The organism is Dokdonia sp., assembly GCF_039945015.1.
In the GTDB taxonomy this organism is placed as follows: Bacteria; Bacteroidota; Bacteroidia; order Flavobacteriales; family Flavobacteriaceae; genus Dokdonia.
Map to the genome: position 1 here is coordinate 327,334 of NZ_JBDUXP010000021.1, position 22,278 is coordinate 349,611.

The window sequence follows — 22,278 nt, forward strand, 5'->3', positions numbered from 1 at the left end:
TAGCGATTGCAAAGATAATCAATATGATCATATTACCAATAGTTTTATAAAAAAAGCTTCGTAAATTTTTACGAAGCTTTTTTATATATGGATGGTAAGTATTTTTACGGTCTTGGAACCGCTTTATCAACTACGGGACGATCTTTACGGTTTACAAGTTCCCAAGCAGTAGCAAACACAAGTTTTACACGTCTTTGGTACAATGGGTAATTGATTTTATCAGGTGTGTCGGTAATCTTATGATAGTCTTCATGTACTCCATTAAAATAAAAGATGATTGGTACATTGTGCTTTGCGAAGTTATAATGATCAGAACGATAGTAAAAACGGTTAGGTTCATTTTCAGCATTGTAACGATAGTCTAGATTCATGTTGAAATACTTCATATTTACCGCTGCAGATATATTATGTAAATCGGTACTTAATTTATCAGAACCAATAAGGTATACATAATCATTATCATTAGGGTGCTCAAAGTCATTACGACCTATCATATCTATATTAAGATCTGCAATAGTATTTGCTAGTGGATATACAGGATTTTCTGCATAATATTTTGATCCATACAGTCCTTTTTCCTCTCCAGTTACATGAAGAAAAAGAATAGAGCGTTTAGGCGGGTATCCATCTTTGATTGCTTGTTGGAAGGCGTCTGCTATTTCTAATAATGCAATAGTACCAGAGCCATCATCATCTGCACCATTATAGATGTTTCCTTTTGAATCTTTCCCTACGTGGTCTAAGTGAGCAGAAATTACAAGTACCTCTTCCGGTTTTTCAGAGCCTTTAATAAAGGCAAGTACATTTTCTGAGTCATTAAATACACTGTTGCTTCTAAAAAAATCTTTAGGAACTTTTTGAAAATAGTTCCCATCTGGGGTTCCAGAAGCAATATTATTTTCTTTATAATAATTACGTAAATACTCTACTGCTTTTTTCTGTCCAGGTTCCCCAGTATCTCTTCCTTCCATTTCATCACTTGCATATACATAAAGCATTTCTTTAAGTTCGTCTTCAGTAATGGTTTCAAGATACTTAGGAAGTACTTTGTTGTCGTCACCTTCTAGAGATGTGATATCTATATAAACAGGTTTTTGGGGGTCAGAAACTGTCTTTTTTGATTCTTTACATGATAGAATGACAGTTGCACAACAGAGGATAAAAAAAAGGTGTTTCATTAACATAGTTTTTTGTAGCGCTAAAATACTTAAAATTAATGGGATATTTAGAGTTAGATAATTACCAAAAAAAAGAGCGACTCCGCAAGGAGGTCGCTCTTTTTAGTAATTAACACTTAATCTAGTTATTGAGCATTACTGGCATTACCAGCATGGTAACACTTTCTCCTTCGTCTAAGCCGTCTATAGGAGTTAGGATACCTGCTCTGTTAGGTAACGACATTTCTAAAGAAACATCGTTGGCATTCATATTATTGAGCATTTCTGTTAAGAAACGTGAGTTAAAACCAATTTGCATATCATCTCCTTGGTAATCGCAAGTAAGACGTTCTTCTGCTTTATTACTATAATCGATATCTTCTGCAGAGATATTAAGTTCTGCTCCTGCGATTTTTAAACGGATTTGATGGGTCGTTTTATTTGAGAAAATAGAAACACGACGTACTGAGTTTAAAAATTGATTACGATCTATTGTCAATCTATTTGGATTTTCTTTAGGAATTACAGCCTCGTAGTTAGGATATTTTCCATCGATAAGACGACAGATTAATTCTACATTCTCAAAAGTGTACCTAGCATTTGAATCGTTGTATGCAACAGTGATTTCTTCATCGTTTGACCCTAAAATGCTCTTTAATAAATTAAGAGGTTTTTTAGGCATAATAAATTCTGCTGTTTGAGAAGCTGTTACATCTGTGCGGCTATACTTTACAAGTTTATGAGCGTCTGTTGCTACAAATGTAAGTCCATCGGTTGCAAATTGAAAAAAGACACCACTCATTACGGGACGTAAATCATCATTGCCACTTGCAAATATGGTATTGCTTATAGCAGTTGCGAGTACATTACTCGGTATTTTTACAATACTTGGATCTTCTAGAGAAACCGCGTTAGGAAATTCGGCTCCATCTGCATATGCAAGTGCATATTTACCATGGTTAGAGCTTATCTCTACAGTATTATTTTCTTCTTGTGTAAATGTAAGCGGTTGCTCAGGAAATGTTTTTAATGTATCTAGGAGTAATCTAGCTGGAAGGGCAATAGTGCCGTTGTCTTCAGACTCAACTTCTAGCTTTGCCATCATTGTTGTTTCTAAATCTGATGCAGAAACGGTCAGTGAGTTTCCATCTAATTCAAAAAGGAAATTATCTAATATAGGGAGTGTGTTACTATTATTGATAACACCTCCTAAAACTTGTAATTGTTTGAGTAAGTATGAACTAGAGACTATAAATTTCATAGTAGATATTGGATTTGCTATTGCAAAATTTGAGTTATTGGATATTCTATTTCCAAACAGAAATAGCTACCTACAAATATATTTTAAATGCTACGGTATATAAAAGAAACTTATCAACAGCTATCTCGCATATTTACGTTTGCGAAGTGCATAAAATATGATTCCAAAAAGGGATAGTAAAACCAGAGGAAGCCCTATGGTTAAGGCTTGCCACTTGTTAATTGTTTCGGCTACTTTGGGAGTATCTAGAAATGGTAATGCAATCTCTTTACTTCGGATGTTAATAAGCCCATTGTCATCTAGGAGATAATTGACAGTATTAAGTAAGAACTCTTTATTTCCGTATTGTTTTCTTGTAAAATAATCAAAACCTAATTCTAATGGATTTCCTTTAGGGTCGAGATCATTTGATATAAGGTCTCCGTCTGCTATGATGACCATTTTTGCAGGATTTGTTGCGCTTTCGCGAAAGCGTACTTTATCCATTTTAAAGGGCTGTACTCGATTTTTAAATGCAGATTCAAAATTTCCTTCAAGTAATACCGCTAGAGGTTGTGGTCCAGCCTGATAATCTGCCTCATTGGGCTCTATAGCAATTTCATCTAGTGAGATCTCTTTAGGCACTCCTTCTAGTTTTGTAAGGATACTAGAGGTGAGTAATACAGTTTTTGTAACAGAAGAGGTATTGTTAAGTACCTCTATTTGGTTTGCATATCTAAATAATATTGGTCGTTCAATATTTGTATTAATAGGATGTGTGTTGAATGAAGGAGTAACGGGTTGATAAAACCAAGGAAGTTCTTGGTATTTGGTCTGACTGCCATCTCCTGATGCAAGACTTATAGGTGCCGAATATAAATCTTTTACAAGAACAGGATTGATACGGACCCCATATTTAAAAAAGAAATCGTTAAGATTTAAATTTCTAGGAAAGGAGAGGGTTCTACCATCGTTATTACGTAAACTATCATTTTCCATGGCTACTGCATCAATAAGCCATAAAGAATTACCACCATTGAGAATATATTGATCTAAGACAAATTTTTGAGCGTCAGTAAATGCTTTGGTTGGTTTTGCTACAACAACAAGGTCAAACGTATTTTGTAAAGCTTGAAGCGTTTTTTCTGGATCACTAGCAACTGCATCCATAGGAAAAGGAGCAATACTATAGGTCTCTCCTAATTTCTGAAACATATCTGCAATCTTTGCATCTGGTAATTCACCATTATCCTTAAGAACAGCAATACGTTTGGTTTTTGCATTTAGTAGACGATTAAAGCCATCTATAAAGGTATATTCTAAATTCTGTATAGAGGCATACACAAATTTTTCTGGAGATGCACCTGCTATATTTTTGATAAGAGATATAGGAACTGCTTTGCCGTTATGATTTGCTGTAGCCCAAGGTAAAATAGTTTGAGAGGCTTCTTTGCCATTACGTTTTACTTTAAACGGTAGGGGAGTCATCCCAAAACTAGCAAATTGCTGGTATACTACATTTGGATCTTCAGCATCTTTTGTAGGGTCAGAAATGACAAATGATACATTAGAATTGTAATTTGAGATTTCTTCTAGTAAATATTTAGTTTCGTTTTGAAGTTTTTTAAACTCTGCAGGAAATTCACCTTCTAAGAACACATCTACGACTAAAGGGCTCTTGACTTGATCTATGATTGCTTTTGCAGGATCACTCAATGTATAACGTTTGTCTTGCGTGAGATCATAACGCTTATGGAAAAATGAACCAAGGTAATTGATAAGGATCAATCCTATAATGGCAATAACAAGCGCTGGTATGTTTTTTAAAATTTTCACGAAAGTGGACTATCTCGTCTTTTGTAATTTACTTTTGGTTAGATATATAAAAAATGCAATAAGACTTATAAAATAGATAATATCTCTAGTATCTATAACTCCTCTACTTATACTATCATAATGAGCTTGCATTCCTAGGTTTGAAACAAACGTACTAGAACTGCCAGTTAAGTAACTAGCGAGACCTTCAAATCCAAAATAGAATACAAAAGAGAAAAGTACTGCGATGATAAATGCCACAATCTGATTATCTGATAAAGTAGAGGCAAAAATACCCATCGCGGTAAAACAAGCTGCAAGCATGCATAATCCTATATAAGATCCTATAGTAACTCCTACATCAAGATTACCTACCGGGTTTCCTAGTTGATGTATGGCAATAATATATATTAACGTTGGGATGATGGCTATAATGATAAGAACACACGCTCCAAAGTATTTTCCTAATACAAGTTGTAAAGTGGAGATAGGCTTTGTTAATAATAACTCTAATGTTCCGGATTTTTGCTCATCACTAAAACTACGCATAGTAATAGCTGGAATTAAAAATGTAAAAATCCAAGGAGCTAACTGAAAAAAGGGAGCAAGATCTGCAAATCCTGAATTGGGAATATTAAATTCCCCATCAAAAATCCAAAGAAATAAACCAGTTACTGTTAGAAATAATCCAATCACTAAATACCCTATTGGGGAAGCAAAAAATGAATTGATTTCTTTTTTTAATATAGCTAGCAATGGGTGCGTTTTATATAAAATAGTTGAAGTTGTAAATCTAATGTAGTTTTTTAAACTGCAAAAGTTTTTATTTATTCTATTTGTTGAGAAAAAATAGTACTAATTGTTACCAGAATTTCCACCACTTCTTTTCTTTTAATTGTGTAGAAGGGGGTCTTTCTAAATCTAATTTACAAACGACATAGGTCTTGTTTTCTATATTTTGTACTGTTGCTGTCGCTGTATTATGTATGTTTAACCCAAAGTTTTGATGTGGCTGGTTGAGGAGCTGAAATGTGATTTTATTATTTTCATATTTCTCAACTCTACCCCAAACTAATTCTGGTTTTAGTTTTTCCGTAGGAGGAAATAAAACTTGTATGTCATCAGGGAATCCTTCCCCTCTAAATTCATGAAACGCTTCTTCCTTTCTAAAATCTTCAAGATCGTCTCTTTTATAAGAATCTAAAGGGAATGGTAATTCTAATTGAAGAGTTTCAATCTTTTCTTCTGGTAAAATGCGAATTTCTGAAGAAGTAATAACAGCATCTAAGCGACTTATAACTCTAGTTTGTTTATCAGGTGGAGATTCTTGATAGATTATTTCTTCATTTTCAAGAGTAAACAATTTGACTGCTTCAAGTGTAAGGCCAGCTGTATGATCAATATACATATAACCAAATAAGTTATCTCCTTTAAAACCTGATAGCACTTTTTTTAGATCTGGACTAATTCCATCTATTCTCACCCATTTATTTGCTAAATGTATATGTGCAATTCTTAAGTCCATATTTAATGATTTTTAGTTCTAAATGTATAGATTACCCTTCAAAATCTTCTTCACCACCGCTAAATCCACCTGAGCGTTGACGTTTTTTCTTTTGATTAAAACGATAGGTAAATGATAAATTGATAGAACGTTCTCTAAATTGAAACTCACTTTCTCCAGGAAAAGGAAAGTTTACTGTAGATCTACGAACTCGAGAATTAAAAACATCTCTGATGTTAAGTGCTAAAGAAGCCCTTTCTTTGAATAAATCTTTACTAAAAGCAAAGTCTGCAGAAAAGATTCCTTCATTTTCACTCTGAGCATTTACGGATGGACCACGGTAATTAATACGTGTTTGCCAATCAATACGCCACGGTAGTGTATACTTATTATTAAGTCTAGCGGTCCACGTAAAGTTACTAGCCCCAAAATCAATACCCTCAAATTCACCAGAAGTTTCAGAGTTAAACACATTTACATTTGCATTTATTCTCCACTTTTTTGTGGGTGAGTAAGTGAGTGTTGCTTCTGCTCCAATTCTATCATTCCTTGAGAGATTAACAGGTGTTCTCGTTAAAACAGCTTCTTCTTCACCATTTACTATAGTTGTTTCTCCTGTCTCTAAGAAAACAAATTGGAAAGTGTCTTCGGTGCGTCTGAAGAATATAGAACCATTAAGTGTAAGTGATTTACTTATTTTATTAAGATATCCTAGATCAACACCATTTGATAAACTTGGATTAAGGTTCGGATTTCCTTGAAAAAATGTGGTGGCACTTGTTCTAGAAGGGAATGGGTTTAAAAAGAAACCACGAGGCCTTCTGATACGTCTATTGTATCCAAGACTAACAGTTTCCTTTTTATTTAACTCATAATTTAAATTTACCGTAGGGAAGAAATTAGTAAAATCTCTACTATTAAAATCACTAACTGTCTGCTGGTCAATTTCAATATCAGTATACTCCATACGTAAACCTAATAAGAAATTAAACTTATTTATTTTACTTCCGTATTGTGTGTATAGCGCATGAATGTTTTCTTTGAAGATTAAACTATTGGTAAGATCTGAATTTAACAGCAATTCTCCATTTACATTATCTTCATCAATGATATTGTCAAATACAATAAAATCAGTATCTAAATCTCTTATATTCCCTCGGTAACCTGCTTCAAAACGAGCATTATCGCCTAATGGTTGTACGAAATCTACTTGTGCAAAAAAACGTTTTTGATCTTCTATTGTTTCATTAGTTTCTAACTCAGTAGGAATACCTGTATTTAGTGAACTATTTCTAATATCTACAAATTCTGTTTCTTTTGAATTTTCGTATTGAAATTCTATAGAAAGATTTCCGTCATTTTCCCATTTTTTATCAAAATTTAAACTGAATTGTGAAGTTAGATCTTCTTCTGTTTCTGGAGCAAAACGTTGTGATAAAAAGACATTATCTCCAGAGGTTTGTGTGATATTGTTTAGGGATTTATTCTCATTGTCACTGTCTCTAACTACAGCAGAAGCTGTAATACTCGTATTGTCATCTATATAGTACTCAACACCAAAGTTTGCAGTTAGTCCACCACGTTCTCTACTAAATTCTCTATCTTCAATTAAAGAACCATCTTCTTCGATTCGACTAGTAAAAGTGTTACCCTCAGAACCTCTGATGTTATAACCACCTGTAGCGAAAATATTAAAATCTCCAGTTCTATAGTTAACATTTCCAGAAATACCTCTAGTATCAAAGTTGCCTATGTTTGCAGTAACGGCTCCATTTAAACCTTGTAATTTACTACGTCTAAGAATAATATTAAGGATTCCAGCGCTTCCTTCTGCATCATATCGTGCAGAAGGAGAGGTGATTACCTCTACGCGTTCTATAGATTCTGCAGGAAGCTGTCTCAAAGCATCTGTACCACTAAGGCCTATAAGACCTGATGGTTTTCCATTAATAAGAATACGCACATCACTATTACCTCTTAATGCTACATTGCCTTCTACATCTACGGTTACAGATGGAACATTGTCTAACACATCAGAGACAGAGGCTCCTCTTACTGTAAGATCTTTACCTATATTATAAATTTGTTTATCTAATTTATACTCGACAGTTGTTTTTTCGGCAATGACGGTTACTTCCTCTAGTGTGGCAGCGTCTATTTCTAAGTTAATTGTACCTAGCGAAGTGTCTTTAAATAATTTTTGAGATTTTAAAACCACAGGTTGAAATGAGATATACTCTATTTTAATATCGTATTCTCCAGCTAGTGTCGTAATAGAGAAAGTGCCATCTATAGTAGTGATACCTCCGTTAATTGCTTTTGGATTACGTTTATTTATTAACGTAATAGTAGCATACTCTAAAGGAATAGCTCCTTCTTTGTCTTGTACTTTTCCTGTTAGCGTGATTTCTTTTCCTTGAGGTTGTTGTGCATGTATAATCTGTGTTATAAATAACACGATTATAAGATTAATAAATGACTTCACTTTCTATAATATTTTTGTCGAAATTATGACATAAAAAAAACGCTAGCTGTTAAGCTAGCGTTAAAATATTATAGTTTTAAAAAGCTTATCCTTTACGTAGTTCTCCAGATAGCTCAGTAAACTTTGCATATTGAGTTTCATTAAGTATGTTTTTCATATTTAAATCTTCTCTATCATTTACTTTTTTAAGTTTTTCAGCTTTTGCAGCAGCTGTCATTCCTGTAGATTCAGAAATTGTCTTTCTAGATTGAGCAAATACTCCCATTATTTTAGTTACAGAAGCAACTTGTTGTGGAGAAAGATTAAGTTTCTGAGTAAGCATTTCAATAGCTCCTGATTGTAAGGCAGATTTAGCAGAAGGTGCTTTTGTCGAAACTTGCGCCTGTGCTACTCCTAATCCTAAAAAACAAAGAGCAATTATTGCGATTATTTTTTTCATAATATTAGTAATATTTATTTTAGATAGAATTTAATTTACGGTGTCTAATTTACAAAATAGATTTAATATTCAAAGGTGGACGGCCAATAATTGCCTTTTTTCCATTAACAACGATGGGTCTTTGCATTAATCTTGGATGTATAGATAATGCCTTTATGATCTCATTATCTGATAATTCTTTGCCTTTGTAGCTTTCTTTCCAGATAGTTTCATCTGTTCTTACAAGTTCAATTGGTTTGATATCTAAGAGACCTATAAGTCGCTCTAATGCACTTGTAGATAAAGGATCTTCTATGTATTTTACTACTAGAAATTTTTTTCCAGATGCTTCAAGAATGGCTAGTCCTTCTCTACTTTTTGAGCATTTTGGGTGGTGGTATATTCTGATCATATTTTGATTAGCTTTGGCTTTGCTATTTAATTTAAAACAAGAGCGCAATTTTTAATTTTTATAACTCAATTCCTAATGTTCTAAGCTGTATTTCTAATATTTCTGCATTTTTAAAGTGAATTCCTTTTATTCCAACGGCTTCACAACCGTGTATGTTTGCAAGACTGTCGTCTATAAAAACAGCTTCTTCTGCCTTGATACTATATCGATTAAGCATAAGATTGTATATTTCTGAAAATGGTTTACGCATTTGCTCATCTCCTGAAACTAGAATTCCTTCAAACCATTGTAACCAAGGGAATTTTGCAATAGCTTTTGGCCAAGTTTCTCCACTCCAATTGGTGAGTGCTAGTATGCGGTAATCAGGATTGTCTATTAATTTTTTAAGAATAGTGAGAGTGTCTTTATGTGCGTATCCAAGCATTTCTTCCCAACGACCATAATACATGGTAATTAATTCTTTGTATTCTGGAAATAATGCTATGCGCTCTTCTGTTGCTTTTGCAATAGGATATCCAGCGTCTTGATTGACATTCCAGTCCCAGGCACAAATGTGTTCTAAAAACCAATCCATTTTTGCGCGATCTCCTCTAAATTCTTTGAGATAAACATATTCTGGACTCCAATCTATAAGGACACCTCCTAAATCAAATATGACAGTTGTTATTTTTTTCATTTTAATTTGCTTTTCGCGAAAGCGGAAATCTTATTTTTAAATAGTTATAGTTGATCACTTTCTTCTTCTTGCCCCATCATCATAAGATAACTCTTTAAAAATGCATCGATTTCTCCATCTAGTACTTTCTCTGGTTGTCTATACTCATAATTAGTGCGATGATCTTTTACACGTCTATCATCTAATACGTAGGATCTAATTTGTGAGCCCCATTCTATTTTTTTCTTACTTGCTTCTATATCTTGACGTGCTTCCATTCGTTTACGAAGTTCTATTTCGTATAGTTGGGAGCGTAGCATTTGTAATGCTGTGGCTCTATTATCATGTTGTGATCTACTATCTGAACATGAAATTTTTATTCCACTAGGGAAGTGGGTTAATTGTACTTTGGTCTCTACTTTATTTACATTTTGTCCTCCAGCACCAGATGATCTGGCAGTTACAATTTCATAATCTGCAGGGTTTATATCTATTTCTATACTGTCATCTACAAGTGGGTATACATATATAGAAGCAAAAGATGTGTGACGCTTTGCATTGCTATCAAATGGTGATATACGTACTAAACGGTGTACGCCATTTTCTCCTTTTAACCATCCAAAAGCAAACTCTCCATCTATTTCTATGGTAACTGTTTTTATTCCTGCTACATCTCCTTCTTGAAAGTTAAGTTCTTTTACTTTATACCCTTGTCGTTCTGACCACATAAGATACATACGCATAAGCATACTAGCCCAATCACAGCTTTCTGTACCACCGGCACCAGCAGTAATCTGTAATACGGCACTCATTTCATCTCCCTCTTCAGATAGCATATTACGAAATTCTATCTCTTCTAGGTGTTCTATTGTTTTATCATATTGAAGCTGTACTTCTTCTTCGGTAGCATCTCCTTCTTTTGCAAACTCAAAAAGTACTTCAAGGTCATCGGTTTGTGCTTTTGCAGTTGTGTATCCTTGTACCCACTTTTTCTTAGATCGAAGAGCCTTCATGAAGATCTCTGCTTCTTTTGCGTTATTCCAAAAATTAGGGTCAAATGTTTTTTCTTCTTCGTTAGAAATTTCAATCTGCTTACGATCGATGTCAAAGATATCTCCTTAAGCTTTCTACACGCTCTTGGAGTGATTTTAATTGTTCGGTTGTGATCATAATGGTTGTTAAGTAGGTTTCAAAAATAAGTTCTTTTTAAAAGAAAGCCATACATACTAGTAATTAATATATACATTATTTAATATGTAAAGTGTAAATAGCATTTTATGAGTGGTATATTATCAATTTAAAATGGCCTTATTGATAATGATAATATTTAAGATACGATACTATAAATGATACGTTTTCTTATTGCAATTTTATAAGTGTGAATAGTATTAGGATGCGATAAATTATTCATACTGTGTAATTTTTATAAATATAAACGACATATCAAACTTGATAATTAATTTATAAAACAATAGTATGTCTCTTAAAAGTAAATCCTACATTTTTCTTCTTGTTATTACAACATTTGTTATTTCTTGTACTTCTGATACTGCAGATGAAGAACTACTTCTGTCTAATACAACAATAGACACGTCGTCTCAAGATCAAAATGACGATTCCCAAAATCAAATAGTTATAAAGGAACTTATACGAGGAGCAGATGGATGTACCAATGTTGTTATTGTAGATGGGTATGCATATGCAGCTTGTGATACACAAATTCAAATTGCAGAGTTAGCTACAGGAGCTGTAACTATGTTATCTTCTGCAGCCGATGATATAACTGCTGATTCAAGAGGTGCTATTTTTACACAATCGGGAGCTACTGTACGCATGTTTACACTAGAAGATCCTATGGCTCCGCTACAAGTAGCTACAGGAACTGCAGATGGCGGTCCTTTTTCTGGAATTTCTGCGGCAGGTTGTAGTTTAGTAATTTCTGGCGGGGTTCTCAATACGCGAGTTTTTAGATATTCTTTTGAAGCACCTTATTTAGAACTTACGACAAATGGTATTCCAATTGTCGATCAAGAAACTGGAGCACCAGATGTACATGTTGCAATAACTGGGGCAGGAGAGGTAACTGCTTTTTATAGTGAAGATATAGGGAATGTTGCTAACTGGGCGATTCAGCCAGTCGTTTTTAATGGTGCTGCAGAATTGCAAAGTACTCCAGCTAGAACTGTGCTAACTCAAGGATCATTCCCTGGACCTTTTGGAGCTCCATTTGGTCCTGCAAATTTCCCGGTTGAAAGTGAATTTCTAGATGGACGTCTTTATGTAGCACATTTTGCAGCACAAGGAATAGAAGTTGTGGATGTAGCAAGTGGAAACTTATTATCACCATTCTCATTGCCATACGATCCTATCAATATAGGAACAGATGGTGAATCTTTATTTGTCGTAGGAGTAACAAATGATCAAGTAGATGTTATCGACCCTGATTCTGGAAATGTAATAGAATCTCTGGGGAATCTTAATACACCTTCTGGAGTTGCCGCAGATGCTACTCATATTGCTGTGGCAGATCAATTACTAGGATTGGTAATTATCCCTCGCAATTAAGAATTATTAAAACATACTGTTTTTATAATTCTAAAATAGAAACATAAATAACTGCTTTGAAATAGTTACTATTTCAAAGCAGTTATTTATGTAAATACTATTCAATTATCAAGTTGCTTTTATTTTTATTATAATAATTACCCTTGAAAATCAAGAACTTTTAATAGTCTGAGGTTGGTATGATAAATACTCTAAAATCAAGAGGGATATTTTCTTTTTTCGCTTTCGCGAAAGCGTACAAACCCCTATATTAGTTCTCTACAAAATAGGAGATATGAGAAAAACTACAATTTTATCAATTACGGCACTTTTTTTAGTTTCAATAGTACAGGCTCAATTTCTAGATTCTAAAACGGGATTGAAAACTCAAGAGGGATATTTTAAAACTCATTATGATGAAAGTGTAGATAAATTATACGTTGAAGTAGATAAGATAGATAATAAGTTTCTCTATGTACACTCATTGCGTACAGGGTTGGGATCTAATGATATAGGTCTTGATAGAGGGCAATTAGGAGGGTCTGCGATTGTGTATTTTAAAAAAGCAGGTAATAAATTATTGCTTGTACAACCTAATCAAAATTATAGAGCAAATACCGCAAATGTGTTAGAGCGTGCTTCTATAGAGGAAGCTTTTGCTACTTCTGTACTTTATGGATTTCCTATTCTAGAAACAAAAGGGAATACTTATGTTATTGACTTTACGCCATTTTTAATGCAAGATTCTCATGGTGTTGCAAATCGATTAAAATTTCAAAAAGAAGGTGCTTATAAAATAGATATTAGTCGTAGTGCTTTATCTATGGAGCGTACCAAGAGTTTTCCTAAAAACACAGAATTTGAAGCGTTATTAACCTTTAAAGGGCAACCTACAGGACAAAAACTTAGAACAGTTGCTCCAGATGCTTCTTCTGTATCTGTAATACAACATTATTCTTTTGTAGAATTACCAGATGATGGATATACGCCTAGAGTTTTTGATCCTAGAGCAGGAAATATATCGACTACATTTTTGGACTATGCAACACCAGTACAAGAACCTATTCGTAAGCGATATGCAAATAGACATCGATTAGAGAAAAAAAATCCTGAAGCAACGATAAGTGAGGCTGTAGAACCTATTATTTATTATTTAGATCCAGGGACACCAGAGCCTATACGTTCTGCATTATTAGAAGGTGCACAATGGTGGAATCAGGCTTATGAATCTATAGGTTTTAAAGATGCGTTTCAGGTTAAAATTCTACCTGCTGATGCAGACCCGATGGATTTAAGATATAATGTAATACAATGGGTTCATCGTAGTACAAGAGGATGGAGTTATGGAGCTAGTGTTACAGATCCACGAACAGGTGAGATCATAAAAGGACATGTAAGTTTAGGAAGTTTGAGAATACGACAAGATTTCTTAATTGCACAAGCCCTTATGAATAAGCCTTTTGCGCAAAGAGATGATAATTATCAACCTATGCTTAATATGGCACTCGCACGTATACGACAATTGAGCGCTCATGAAGTAGGACATACTATCGGGTTTGCACATAATTTTGCCGCTAGTCCTAATGAAAGAGCTAGTGTTATGGATTATCCACATCCTACATTGAGTTTACGTAATGGGGAAGTAGACTTCTCAAATGCATATGCGACTGGCATTGGTGAATGGGATAAAGTTACAGTTGCTTATAGTTATGGAATTGTACCAACTGGTATAGAAGAGAAGAGATACCTTAATTCTATTCTTGAAACTGCAGAAAAGAATGGGCTTCGTTATATAACAGATAGTGATGCTAGAGCGCAAGGAGGAGCGCATTATAAAGCACATCTTTGGGATAATGGAACAAATGCAAATGAAGAGTTAGAAAATTTATTAGCATTACGTAAACAAGCAATCGCTAACTTCTCTATTGATAACATACGTACAAATGAACCATATTCTGTGCTTGAGGATGTTTTTGTTCCTTTATATTTCTATCATCGTTATCAAACAGAGGCTACTGTAAAAATGATAGGCGGTCTAGATTATAACTATGCTGTAAAAGGAGACGAGTATCTCAAAGTCTCTGAAGTATTAGATGTAAAACAACAAGAGAAGGCTCTTGCTACAGTACTTCAAACGCTTACAGCAGATGAGCTTGCTATACCAAAAAATAAGCTTGCGTTATTTCCACCTAGGGCTCACGGTTATAATCGTTCTAGAGAGAGTTTTAAAAGTAATACAGGCGTTGCTTTTGATGCTTTAGGAGCTGCAGCAACTGCAAGTGATATGACACTTGCTTTGTTATTACATCCTGAACGAGCTAATCGTTTAGTACAGCAAAAAGCGTTAGATACAAAACAACTTGGATTGCAAGAAATGTTGGAAGAATTAGTTGAAGGAACTTTAAAAAATAAAGAGAAAAATGCATATCAAAAAGAAGTTCAAAATACAATTAACTATAATGTAATAAAACACCTTATTAACCTTTATGTGCATCCAAAATCAATTGCTCAGACTAAAGCAACGACTAAATATGTATTACGATCTGTTGTAAAGTCATCTTTAAATAGTTCTGATATACACGACATAAATATCAATGATCAAATTGAAAAAGCATTAAATAAGCCTGAAATGTTTAAGGCATTACCTTCTCCAAAAATCCCAGATGGCTCTCCAATAGGATGTTTTTAATAGCAAGCGATATATACTATAATACATAAACATTTAAAATACCTTTTACTTCACTTATATGAAAATAGATTTACGATCAGACACGCTTACAAAACCAACACCAGAAATGCTGGATTTTATGATGAAGGCAGATGTAGGAGATGATGTATATAAAGAAGATCCATCTGTAAACGAATTAGAACGACGTATTGCAGATATGTTTGGAATGGACAGCGCTTTGTATTTTCCAACCGGAAGTATGACAAATCAAGCAGCAATAAAGATTCATACGCATCCAGGAGAACAATTGATAGCAGATGCTTATGCTCATGTATATAATTATGAAGGAGGAGGAGTCTCTTTTAATAGTGGTGTTTCTTGTAAACTATTAACAGGAGATAGAGGAATGATTACAGCTTCTCAAGTAGAGGAAGCAATTAATCCACCTGATTTTTATCATAGTCCGCTCACAACATTAGTCTGTCTTGAAAATACAACGAATAAAGGTGGGGGGGCTTGTTATGATTTTGAAGAAATTCATAAAATTAAAGCAGTATGTGATCATCATAATTTAGGTTTTCATTTAGATGGGGCTCGCCTTTGGAATGCAATGGTAGCAAATAATGAAAACCCAAAAGAGTATGGGCATGTTTTTGATACGATTTCGGTTTGTTTGTCAAAGGGACTAGGTGCGCCTATGGGATCTGTATTAGTAGGAAAGCAACAATTTATGGATAAAGCAATACGAGTACGTAAAATACTTGGAGGTGGCATGCGTCAGGTAGGATATATGGCAGCCGCTGGTATTTATGCTTTAGATCATCATATGGATAGGATGAGTATAGATCATCAGAGAGCAAAAGAATTAGGATTACAATTAGAACAATTAAGCTTTGTTGACTATGTATCTCCTGTAGATACTAATATCGTGATTTTCAAGCTAAACGATAGCCCTTTAAAACAACAGTTTGTAAATCAATTATCTGACAATCAAATAAGTATAAGTGATATGGGGCAAGGTAAATTAAGAATAGTAACTCACTTAGACTATTCTAAAGAACAACATGAGTCTTTTTTGATGTTTTTGAAGGGGTATGAATAATTTTTTTTCTTGATAGTTTGATGCAAAATGTAATTTTACTAGTTAAAATTCACATTGATTGTGTTGTTTAACGATGTTTTTGTGTTTTTTAGCCGTGTTAAAGGTTTCTTAAATTATGTTAAAGGACATGTTAATACGAAACATATATTTTTGTACTTTTAAGTATGATTTCCAACACATTAACTTTAAACTATCAATTATTATGAAGAAAATTTTATTATTATGTTCTGTTTTTGGTCTTACTCTTGCTTCTGTACAAGCTCAAGACTTACCATCAAACCCAGAACCAGGAAAATGTTATGTACGCTGTACTACTCCTGATATTTATGAGAATCAAACTGTGCAAGTTCAAAAGACGCCAGCTTATAAAGTATTAAAAGTAGTTCCTGCTCAATATGAGACGCAAACAGAAAGAGTTATGGTTAAAGAAGCTTCTAAGCGTCTTAAGGTGATTCCAGCTACATATAAAACAGAGACAGTATCATATGTAAAAAGCACAACAGCTTCTTCTTTAAGAATTGTTCCTGCTTCTTTTTCTAATGGATCTGAAACTATCGAAACTAAATCTGCATATGCGCAGTGGGAATTAGGTGCTCCAGCTCCTGATTGTGCTTCTAGTAACCCAGACGATTGTCGTTACTGGTGTTATAAAGGATACCCAGCAGAATATCAAACGGTATCTATCCGTACGTTAGCTGCAGATGCAGCTGTACAATCTACTCCTGGTAGATCTGCCGATGCTACATATACTAAAAGAGTTGTTGATCAAACAGCACGTGTAGTAGAGGAAGAAATTCCAGCTGAATTTTCTACAATTACAAAAACAGTACTTGTAAAAGAAGCATCTACAACAGAAGAAGTTGTGCCAGCTACTTACACTACAGTATCTAAAGAAGTTCTTAAGCAAAAAGGAGGATTAACTACTTGGAGAGAAGTAGAATGTGCTCTTGTTGAGTACCAAGCACTTCCAATTAATTGGAATTTAAACAGTGCAACTCTTACTTCTACAGCTAAGAACATTATTGATACTCGTTTATTACCATTATTAGCTCAGAATCCTGGAGTAAAATTAGAAATTGCTTCACATACTGATTCTAGAGGTAATAACTCATCTAACCAAGATCTTTCTGAGCGTCGTGCTCAAGCAGTAACTAATTACTTAATTTCTAAAGGGATTAATAATAGTTTACTTGTAGCAAATGGATTTGGAGAGCGTAAGCTTAAAAACAGATGTGCAGATGGTGTTTCTTGTACAGAGCGTCAGCATTCTGTAAACAGAAGAACTGAATTCCGTTTAATAAACAACTAAGATTGTTTATACTTCATAACCACCAAATGAAAAGGCGTTTCTTAATTGAAACGCCTTTTTTTATTCTTTACATGGGGAGTTTGTATTATTATACTTGTATAGTATCTAGTATTTTTAATAGTAATAAGCAACCTTCTCGTATTTCTTCATTAGATATGGTAAGAGGCGGAGTAATACGAATAGCTTTCTCTTCAAATAATAACCAAAACAATATCAATCCTTCTTCTTGACATTTTAAAATTACTTCAGATGTGATTTCTGAAGTTGGCATTAAAAGAGCAAGCATAAGTCCTTTACCTCTTACTTCCTTAATTAATGGATGTACTAATAAACTTCTGATGAGCTTTTCTTTTTTAAGAGTATCTTCTATTAACGAAGTTTCTGTAAGTTCTTTTAAAGTAGCAAATGCTGCAGCTGCAATCACAGGATGTCCTCCAAATGTTGTAATATGTCCTAGTTTTGGATTATTTGATAGCAAGTGCATGTGCTCTTGTGAAGCGGTAAAAGCTCCTATAGGCATACCACCTCCCATTCCTTTGCCCATAACAACAATATCTGGAATGACATCATAATGCTCAAATCCAAAAAGTTTTCCTGTACGTCCAAAGCCAGGTTGGATTTCATCAAGAATTAATAAAGCTCCTACTGTCAGACAGTGTTTTTTTACTTTTTTTAGAAAATTGTTCTGTGGTACTATAAAACCAGCGCCACCTTGTATAGTTTCTAGAACAACGGCTGCGGTTTTGTTTGTAATACGCTCGAGATATTGATCAGAATTAAATTCTATAAATGATATATCACCTATAACGGGTCTAAAAGGGGCGATTCGTTCCTCCATGCTCATTAAGCTTAATGCTCCATATGAATTCCCGTGATAAGCATTCTTAGCAGCAATAATCTCTGTACGACCTGTAACCCTTCTAGCAAGTTTTATAGCTCCATCTATAGCTTCAGTGCCACTATTTACTAAATAGGTGGTATCTAAAGGTTCGGGTAGGTGAGTGGCAAGTAATTTTGATAAGAGTACTGGAATTTCTTGTACATATTCTCCATATACCATCACGTGGAGGTACCTATCTAGTTGTTGTTGTACTGCTTCTTTTACTCTAGGATGTTGATGTCCTAAACTACACGCAGATACTCCTGCTACAAAATCTAAGTATTTTTTTCCGTTTTTATCATAAATATAACTTCCATTAGCATAGTCTACTTCAAAGCTTAACGGATGAGGTGTAGTTTGTGCTTGGTATTTTAGAAAGTCAGACTTCATTATAATGTATCTAGAAAATTATCCTCCTCCTTTTTTCTTTTTAAGAGGGTTTAAAGTTTTTGGAGTTTTATCTTCTTTAGAAGAAGAAGTTGCCTTATTTCTATTAATTAAATATTCTCTTTTCTTTTTTGCAGCTTCGTCTTCTTCTTCAGTACCTACTTTAGGTTTGTCTTCTTCTCGATTTGATAGCTCATTATTAATCAATGTAGAAGCGCTAGGGATCTTTCGTTCTCCGTCTTCATCTTCTTCAAAAAAGTCACTATCTATTATTGGTAAAGGGATTCCTTGTATTTTTGTTAGTATAAAAGGTGGTTCTCCTCTAAAAATATCTTCTTTGCTTAACAAACGCTCTTCACCACGCCATTCAAAACCGTCAAAAGTTTGTTGCTGTTGTAAAAATTGAGATTCTGGCCAAATATTACCACTAATTTTTTTATGCTTTATGGTTTCATCTATCACTTTGTCTCGAAAAAGAATAGTAATAGATGCCGATTTACTTTTGTCAATACCCTGTAGCTCTCCATTTTCTTGACGCATATAAACGATACTCTCTGCATTATTTAAAATATTAACAGAGTCTAGCTGATTTTCCTTATTAAAAAAACCATATAACTTTTGCCCCTTTACTTGATTATATCCACTTATTGAATCTTTCTGGACGATAAATGAATTATCAAATACCTTAAGCGAATCTAGTTTCTCTGTAACTACATTATTAACAAGATGAATACTATCTCCTGTAATCTGATTTGCTTCATTCCATAAAACTGGCCTTCGTATCATTTGCGTAAGTCCTGTCTTCTGATTGATATGTATGGAGTCGCATTTTCCGCTCATATCGCTTTTAAACATGCGGACATTGTAATACCCTCGTACAATTCTATTTTCTGGTTTCCCAGTGACAATTAATTTATCACCGTGTACATAGATAGAGTCTCCTTCTTGCTCAGTAATAGCAACAGCTCTTTGAGTTATGAATACAGAATCTTTATCTCTGTATACTTCGGCATAATGCCCTTTGATAAGGCTTTTATTTAAGGTGTCTTTTACGCGAATGTTATTTGTAGCACTGGCAAAGTTTGTTGTCCTGTCAAAATAGAGACTATCTCCATAGACCTGTCTATTGTCGTAATCTATACGTGAGTTTTTTACAAAATATCCATAATCGTTTTTAGTGTCATAAAACCCTCGTTCGCAATAAACTTTTGAGGCTTCGCTAGTGATTGTAGTTGGTCCATATAAATATGCGTGTTCAGTCTCACTATAAAAGTCAAGTTGCTCACTGTTTATTACATACTCTGGATTTGTAACGACAACATTGCTTATAAAGGAAATTTTATCTTCTTCTAAGTAATAACGACCTATACGACTTGTAATCTCGCTGTTAGGTGAAGTCACAACACCTCCAGTCCGATAATAAGATTGCTGCTTAATACGATCAAAATACATAGTATCTGTGGTTACAACGGTAGTATCTTTTTTAAGCCATACATTACCAGCTGCAAATGCAAATTTGGTATCTCCATTATATTCTGCATAATGACTACGCATAGAGACAGAATCTCCTTGCTTTATTTTAACATTACCTAATGCTTTTACAAAGTTTTCTTCTTTGTAGTGAAAAGCGAGGTCGCACCACATTTCGATTCCTTCATGAATAATATAGACTTGATTGGTCGTTTTATTCATGATAAAAGCACCTGGATATTCTGCTTCGTTTATACGAGAAACATCAGATGTTATATTAATCTCTTTGCGTTCTTGTGTATACGCTTTCGCGAAAGCGGAAAAAACCAAGACAACGGAGAGTATGTATTTAATAGTTTGCATGTGTAGCAAAAATAAGCAAATTGACTTCTGAAAGCGTTAATGAAGTGTCAAAAGACGTTTTTATATAAAAAACCCGCAATCATTTTATGTTGCGGGTTCTAACTTTATTACTAGAGTTTGATATTATCTTGCAATTGTTTGTGTGCGATCTGGTCCTACAGAAACAATTTTGATAGGAATTTCTAGTTCTTTTTCTAAAAAGGCGATATAGTCATTTAATTCTTTTGGAAACTGACTAACGTCTCTCATTTTTGTTAAATCTTCTTTCCAACAAGGGAATTCAGAATATATAGGTGTTACGTTTTCTGGTTCTATGTTGTATGGTAGATGTGTGATTGTCTCTCCTTTGTATTTGTATGCGGTACATACTTTTAAAGTACTAAATCCAGAAAGGACATCACCTTTCATCATGTTAAGTTGTGTAACTCCATTTACTTCACACGTATATTTTAGTGCAACTAAATCTAACCATCCACAACGACGAGGACGACCTGTTACGGCTCCAAACTCACGGCCTACTTCAGCCATTTCGGCACCTACTTCATCAAATAATTCAGTAGGGAATGGCCCTGACCCTACACGGGTAGTGTAGGCTTTGAAAATTCCAAATACTTCACCAATTCTATTTGGCGCAATACCTAAGCCTGTACATGCTCCGGCAGCAGTAGTATTTGAAGATGTGACAAAAGGATACGTTCCAAAATCTATGTCTAATAAGGATCCTTGTGCTCCTTCTGCTAGAATTGTCTTACCTTCTTTTACAGCTTGATTTAGGTACTCTTCACTATCTATAAAAGTAAGTTCTTTAAGTCTTGTGATAGCATCAAAAAACTCAACTTCCATTTCTTGTAGATCATACTGTATATCTACATCATAAAATGAAATCATAGCCTCATGCTTGTCAGCTAGGTTACGATATTTTGTTTTCCAATTTGCCAGTTCTAGATCTCCTACTCGTATACCATTTCTACCTGTTTTGTCCATATAGGTAGGTCCAATACCTTTTAGGGTAGATCCTATTTTGGCTTTCCCTTTGCTTGCTTCACTAGCAGCGTCTAATAGTCTATGTGTAGGGAGTATTAAATGCGCTTTACGTGATATGATTAATGTTTTTTTATAATCAATATCAAATTGATCTAGTCCTTCCAATTCTTTTACAAAAACAACAGGGTCTATTACAACACCGTTTCCTATGACATTCATCGCTGTTTTATGAAAAATACCAGATGGAATTGTTCTTAAAACGTGTTTGATACCATCAAATTCTAAAGTATGTCCAGCATTTGGACCTCCTTGGAATCTAGCTATGATGTTGTAATTTTTTGTAAGTACGTCTACGATTTTTCCTTTTCCTTCGTCGCCCCATTGGAGGCCTAGTAGTAAGTCTACTGCCATTCGTATATTGTTAGTTAGAGGTGTTTTTCTTTCCGTAAAAATAAAGAGAGTGTTTGTCTATCGTGATATCAAAAACTTCTTCTATTGTTTTTTTAATTGCTTGTATACGTGGGTCGCAAAACTCTATGACTTCACCGCTTGATAAAATCACGTGATCGTGTTGTTTATCAAAATATGATTTTTCATATTGAGCCTGTGTGTTTCCAAACTGATGTTTTCGTACCAGACCACATTCTAATAAAAGTTCTATTGTATTGTATAGGGTAGCACGACTTACACGATAATTTTTATTTTTCATGTTAATATAGAGAGACTCTATATCAAAGTGCTCATCGTTATTATATATTTCCTGAAGTATAGCAAAGCGCTCAGGGGTTTTACGATGTCCTTTCTCTTCTAGATATGCTGTAAAAACGTTCTTTACAACTTCTTGATCTTTATTTATTGTAGTATTTACACTCATAGTGCTATTAA

Annotated in this window: 18 protein-coding genes; 4 read left to right on the plus strand and 14 right to left on the minus strand. The window is 34.2% G+C overall.

Features of this window, described 5'->3' with window-relative positions:
* Positions 1 to 104 precede the first annotated feature (104 nt).
* The 10 genes from ABJD27_RS17675 to prfB all read right to left on the minus strand — a co-directional run bounded on the left by ABJD27_RS17675 (position 105) and on the right by prfB (position 10,856).
* Positions 105 to 1,184: a M28 family metallopeptidase gene (locus ABJD27_RS17675; protein ID WP_348166488.1), complete on the minus strand. Its 1,080-nt coding sequence runs from the start codon at positions 1,182 to 1,184 to the stop codon at positions 105 to 107.
* A gap of 115 nt (positions 1,185 to 1,299) precedes the next feature.
* Positions 1,300 to 2,418: a DNA polymerase III subunit beta gene (gene dnaN / locus ABJD27_RS17680; protein ID WP_348166491.1), complete on the minus strand. Its 1,119-nt coding sequence runs from the start codon at positions 2,416 to 2,418 to the stop codon at positions 1,300 to 1,302.
* A 120-nt stretch (positions 2,419 to 2,538) separates the two neighbouring features.
* Positions 2,539 to 4,233, minus strand: a complete 1,695-nt coding sequence (gene gldG, locus ABJD27_RS17685; protein ID WP_348166494.1) for a gliding motility-associated ABC transporter substrate-binding protein GldG — start codon at positions 4,231 to 4,233, stop codon at positions 2,539 to 2,541.
* A gap of 9 nt (positions 4,234 to 4,242) precedes the next feature.
* A complete protein-coding gene (gene gldF, locus ABJD27_RS17690; RefSeq protein ID WP_348166497.1) occupies positions 4,243 to 4,968 on the minus strand; it encodes a gliding motility-associated ABC transporter permease subunit GldF in 726 nt (241 codons plus the stop codon).
* A 106-nt stretch (positions 4,969 to 5,074) separates the two neighbouring features.
* A complete protein-coding gene (locus ABJD27_RS17695; RefSeq protein ID WP_348166499.1) occupies positions 5,075 to 5,737 on the minus strand; it encodes a hypothetical protein in 663 nt (220 codons plus the stop codon).
* 31 nt (positions 5,738 to 5,768) lie between these two features.
* A complete protein-coding gene (locus ABJD27_RS17700) occupies positions 5,769 to 8,201 on the minus strand; it encodes a TonB-dependent receptor (protein WP_348166501.1) in 2,433 nt (810 codons plus the stop codon).
* A gap of 85 nt (positions 8,202 to 8,286) precedes the next feature.
* On the minus strand, positions 8,287 to 8,640 hold the full coding sequence (locus ABJD27_RS17705; RefSeq protein WP_348166504.1) for a hypothetical protein: 354 nt from the start codon (positions 8,638 to 8,640) through the stop codon (positions 8,287 to 8,289).
* Between the two features lie 49 nt (positions 8,641 to 8,689).
* On the minus strand, positions 8,690 to 9,031 hold the full coding sequence (gene arsC / locus ABJD27_RS17710; protein ID WP_348166507.1) for an arsenate reductase (glutaredoxin): 342 nt from the start codon (positions 9,029 to 9,031) through the stop codon (positions 8,690 to 8,692).
* Positions 9,032 to 9,089: 58 nt separating this feature from the next.
* On the minus strand, positions 9,090 to 9,707 hold the full coding sequence (locus ABJD27_RS17715; RefSeq protein ID WP_348166510.1) for an HAD family phosphatase: 618 nt from the start codon (positions 9,705 to 9,707) through the stop codon (positions 9,090 to 9,092).
* 44 nt (positions 9,708 to 9,751) lie between these two features.
* A protein-coding gene (gene prfB, locus ABJD27_RS17720; RefSeq protein WP_348166513.1) for a peptide chain release factor 2 occupies positions 9,752 to 10,856 on the minus strand; the annotation gives its coding sequence in 2 pieces (ribosomal slippage) (positions 9,752 to 10,792 and positions 10,794 to 10,856; 1,104 coding nt in all).
* 306 nt (positions 10,857 to 11,162) lie between these two features.
* Between prfB and ABJD27_RS17725 the strand changes: the two genes are divergently transcribed.
* The 4 genes from ABJD27_RS17725 (at position 11,163) to ABJD27_RS17740 (ending at position 17,309) form a co-directional block, all read left to right on the plus strand.
* Complete coding sequence (locus ABJD27_RS17725) at positions 11,163 to 12,251, plus strand: hypothetical protein (protein WP_348166516.1); 1,089 nt, start codon at positions 11,163 to 11,165, stop codon at positions 12,249 to 12,251.
* A gap of 274 nt (positions 12,252 to 12,525) precedes the next feature.
* Positions 12,526 to 14,919, plus strand: coding sequence for a zinc-dependent metalloprotease (locus ABJD27_RS17730; protein WP_348166519.1), 2,394 nt, complete (start codon positions 12,526 to 12,528; stop codon positions 14,917 to 14,919).
* A gap of 58 nt (positions 14,920 to 14,977) precedes the next feature.
* Positions 14,978 to 16,000: a GntG family PLP-dependent aldolase gene (locus ABJD27_RS17735; RefSeq protein ID WP_348166522.1), complete on the plus strand. Its 1,023-nt coding sequence runs from the start codon at positions 14,978 to 14,980 to the stop codon at positions 15,998 to 16,000.
* Positions 16,001 to 16,202: 202 nt separating this feature from the next.
* Entirely contained in the window at positions 16,203 to 17,309 is a 1,107-nt protein-coding gene (locus tag ABJD27_RS17740; protein ID WP_348166525.1) for an OmpA family protein, read from the plus strand.
* 88 nt (positions 17,310 to 17,397) lie between these two features.
* Here ABJD27_RS17740 and ABJD27_RS17745 read toward each other — a convergent pair whose 3' ends face one another.
* From ABJD27_RS17745 to ABJD27_RS17760, 4 genes are all read right to left on the minus strand, one after another.
* Entirely contained in the window at positions 17,398 to 18,579 is a 1,182-nt protein-coding gene (locus ABJD27_RS17745) for an aspartate aminotransferase family protein (protein WP_348166528.1), read from the minus strand.
* Positions 18,580 to 18,597: 18 nt separating this feature from the next.
* Positions 18,598 to 20,409: an OstA-like protein gene (locus ABJD27_RS17750; RefSeq protein ID WP_348166531.1), complete on the minus strand. Its 1,812-nt coding sequence runs from the start codon at positions 20,407 to 20,409 to the stop codon at positions 18,598 to 18,600.
* A 123-nt stretch (positions 20,410 to 20,532) separates the two neighbouring features.
* A complete protein-coding gene (locus ABJD27_RS17755) occupies positions 20,533 to 21,804 on the minus strand; it encodes an adenylosuccinate synthase (protein WP_348166534.1) in 1,272 nt (423 codons plus the stop codon).
* Between the two features lie 10 nt (positions 21,805 to 21,814).
* Positions 21,815 to 22,267 carry a transcriptional repressor gene (locus ABJD27_RS17760; RefSeq protein WP_348166537.1) on the minus strand — a complete coding sequence of 151 codons (453 nt, stop codon included), beginning with the start codon at positions 22,265 to 22,267 and terminating at the stop codon, positions 21,815 to 21,817.
* Positions 22,268 to 22,278 lie beyond the last annotated feature (11 nt).

Excerpts from the sequence above, each read along its gene's own strand:
- ABJD27_RS17730 (WP_348166519.1), top strand. The coding sequence starts at position 12,526 with ATGAGAAAAACTACAATTTTATCAATTACGGCACTTTTTTTAGTTTCA.
- ABJD27_RS17705 (WP_348166504.1), bottom strand. The coding sequence starts at position 8,640 with ATGAAAAAAATAATCGCAATAATTGCTCTTTGTTTTTTAGGATTAGGA.
- ABJD27_RS17755 (WP_348166534.1), bottom strand. The coding sequence starts at position 21,804 with ATGGCAGTAGACTTACTACTAGGCCTCCAATGGGGCGACGAAGGAAAA.
- ABJD27_RS17695 (WP_348166499.1), bottom strand. The coding sequence starts at position 5,737 with ATGGACTTAAGAATTGCACATATACATTTAGCAAATAAATGGGTGAGA.
- arsC (WP_348166507.1), bottom strand. The coding sequence starts at position 9,031 with ATGATCAGAATATACCACCACCCAAAATGCTCAAAAAGTAGAGAAGGA.
- ABJD27_RS17740 (WP_348166525.1), top strand. The coding sequence starts at position 16,203 with ATGAAGAAAATTTTATTATTATGTTCTGTTTTTGGTCTTACTCTTGCT.
- ABJD27_RS17735 (WP_348166522.1), top strand. The coding sequence starts at position 14,978 with ATGAAAATAGATTTACGATCAGACACGCTTACAAAACCAACACCAGAA.
- dnaN (WP_348166491.1), bottom strand. The coding sequence starts at position 2,418 with ATGAAATTTATAGTCTCTAGTTCATACTTACTCAAACAATTACAAGTT.
- ABJD27_RS17745 (WP_348166528.1), bottom strand. The coding sequence starts at position 18,579 with ATGAAGTCTGACTTTCTAAAATACCAAGCACAAACTACACCTCATCCG.
- ABJD27_RS17675 (WP_348166488.1), bottom strand. The coding sequence starts at position 1,184 with ATGTTAATGAAACACCTTTTTTTTATCCTCTGTTGTGCAACTGTCATT.
- ABJD27_RS17760 (WP_348166537.1), bottom strand. The coding sequence starts at position 22,267 with ATGAGTGTAAATACTACAATAAATAAAGATCAAGAAGTTGTAAAGAAC.
- ABJD27_RS17715 (WP_348166510.1), bottom strand. The coding sequence starts at position 9,707 with ATGAAAAAAATAACAACTGTCATATTTGATTTAGGAGGTGTCCTTATA.
- ABJD27_RS17750 (WP_348166531.1), bottom strand. The coding sequence starts at position 20,409 with ATGCAAACTATTAAATACATACTCTCCGTTGTCTTGGTTTTTTCCGCT.
- ABJD27_RS17725 (WP_348166516.1), top strand. The coding sequence starts at position 11,163 with ATGTCTCTTAAAAGTAAATCCTACATTTTTCTTCTTGTTATTACAACA.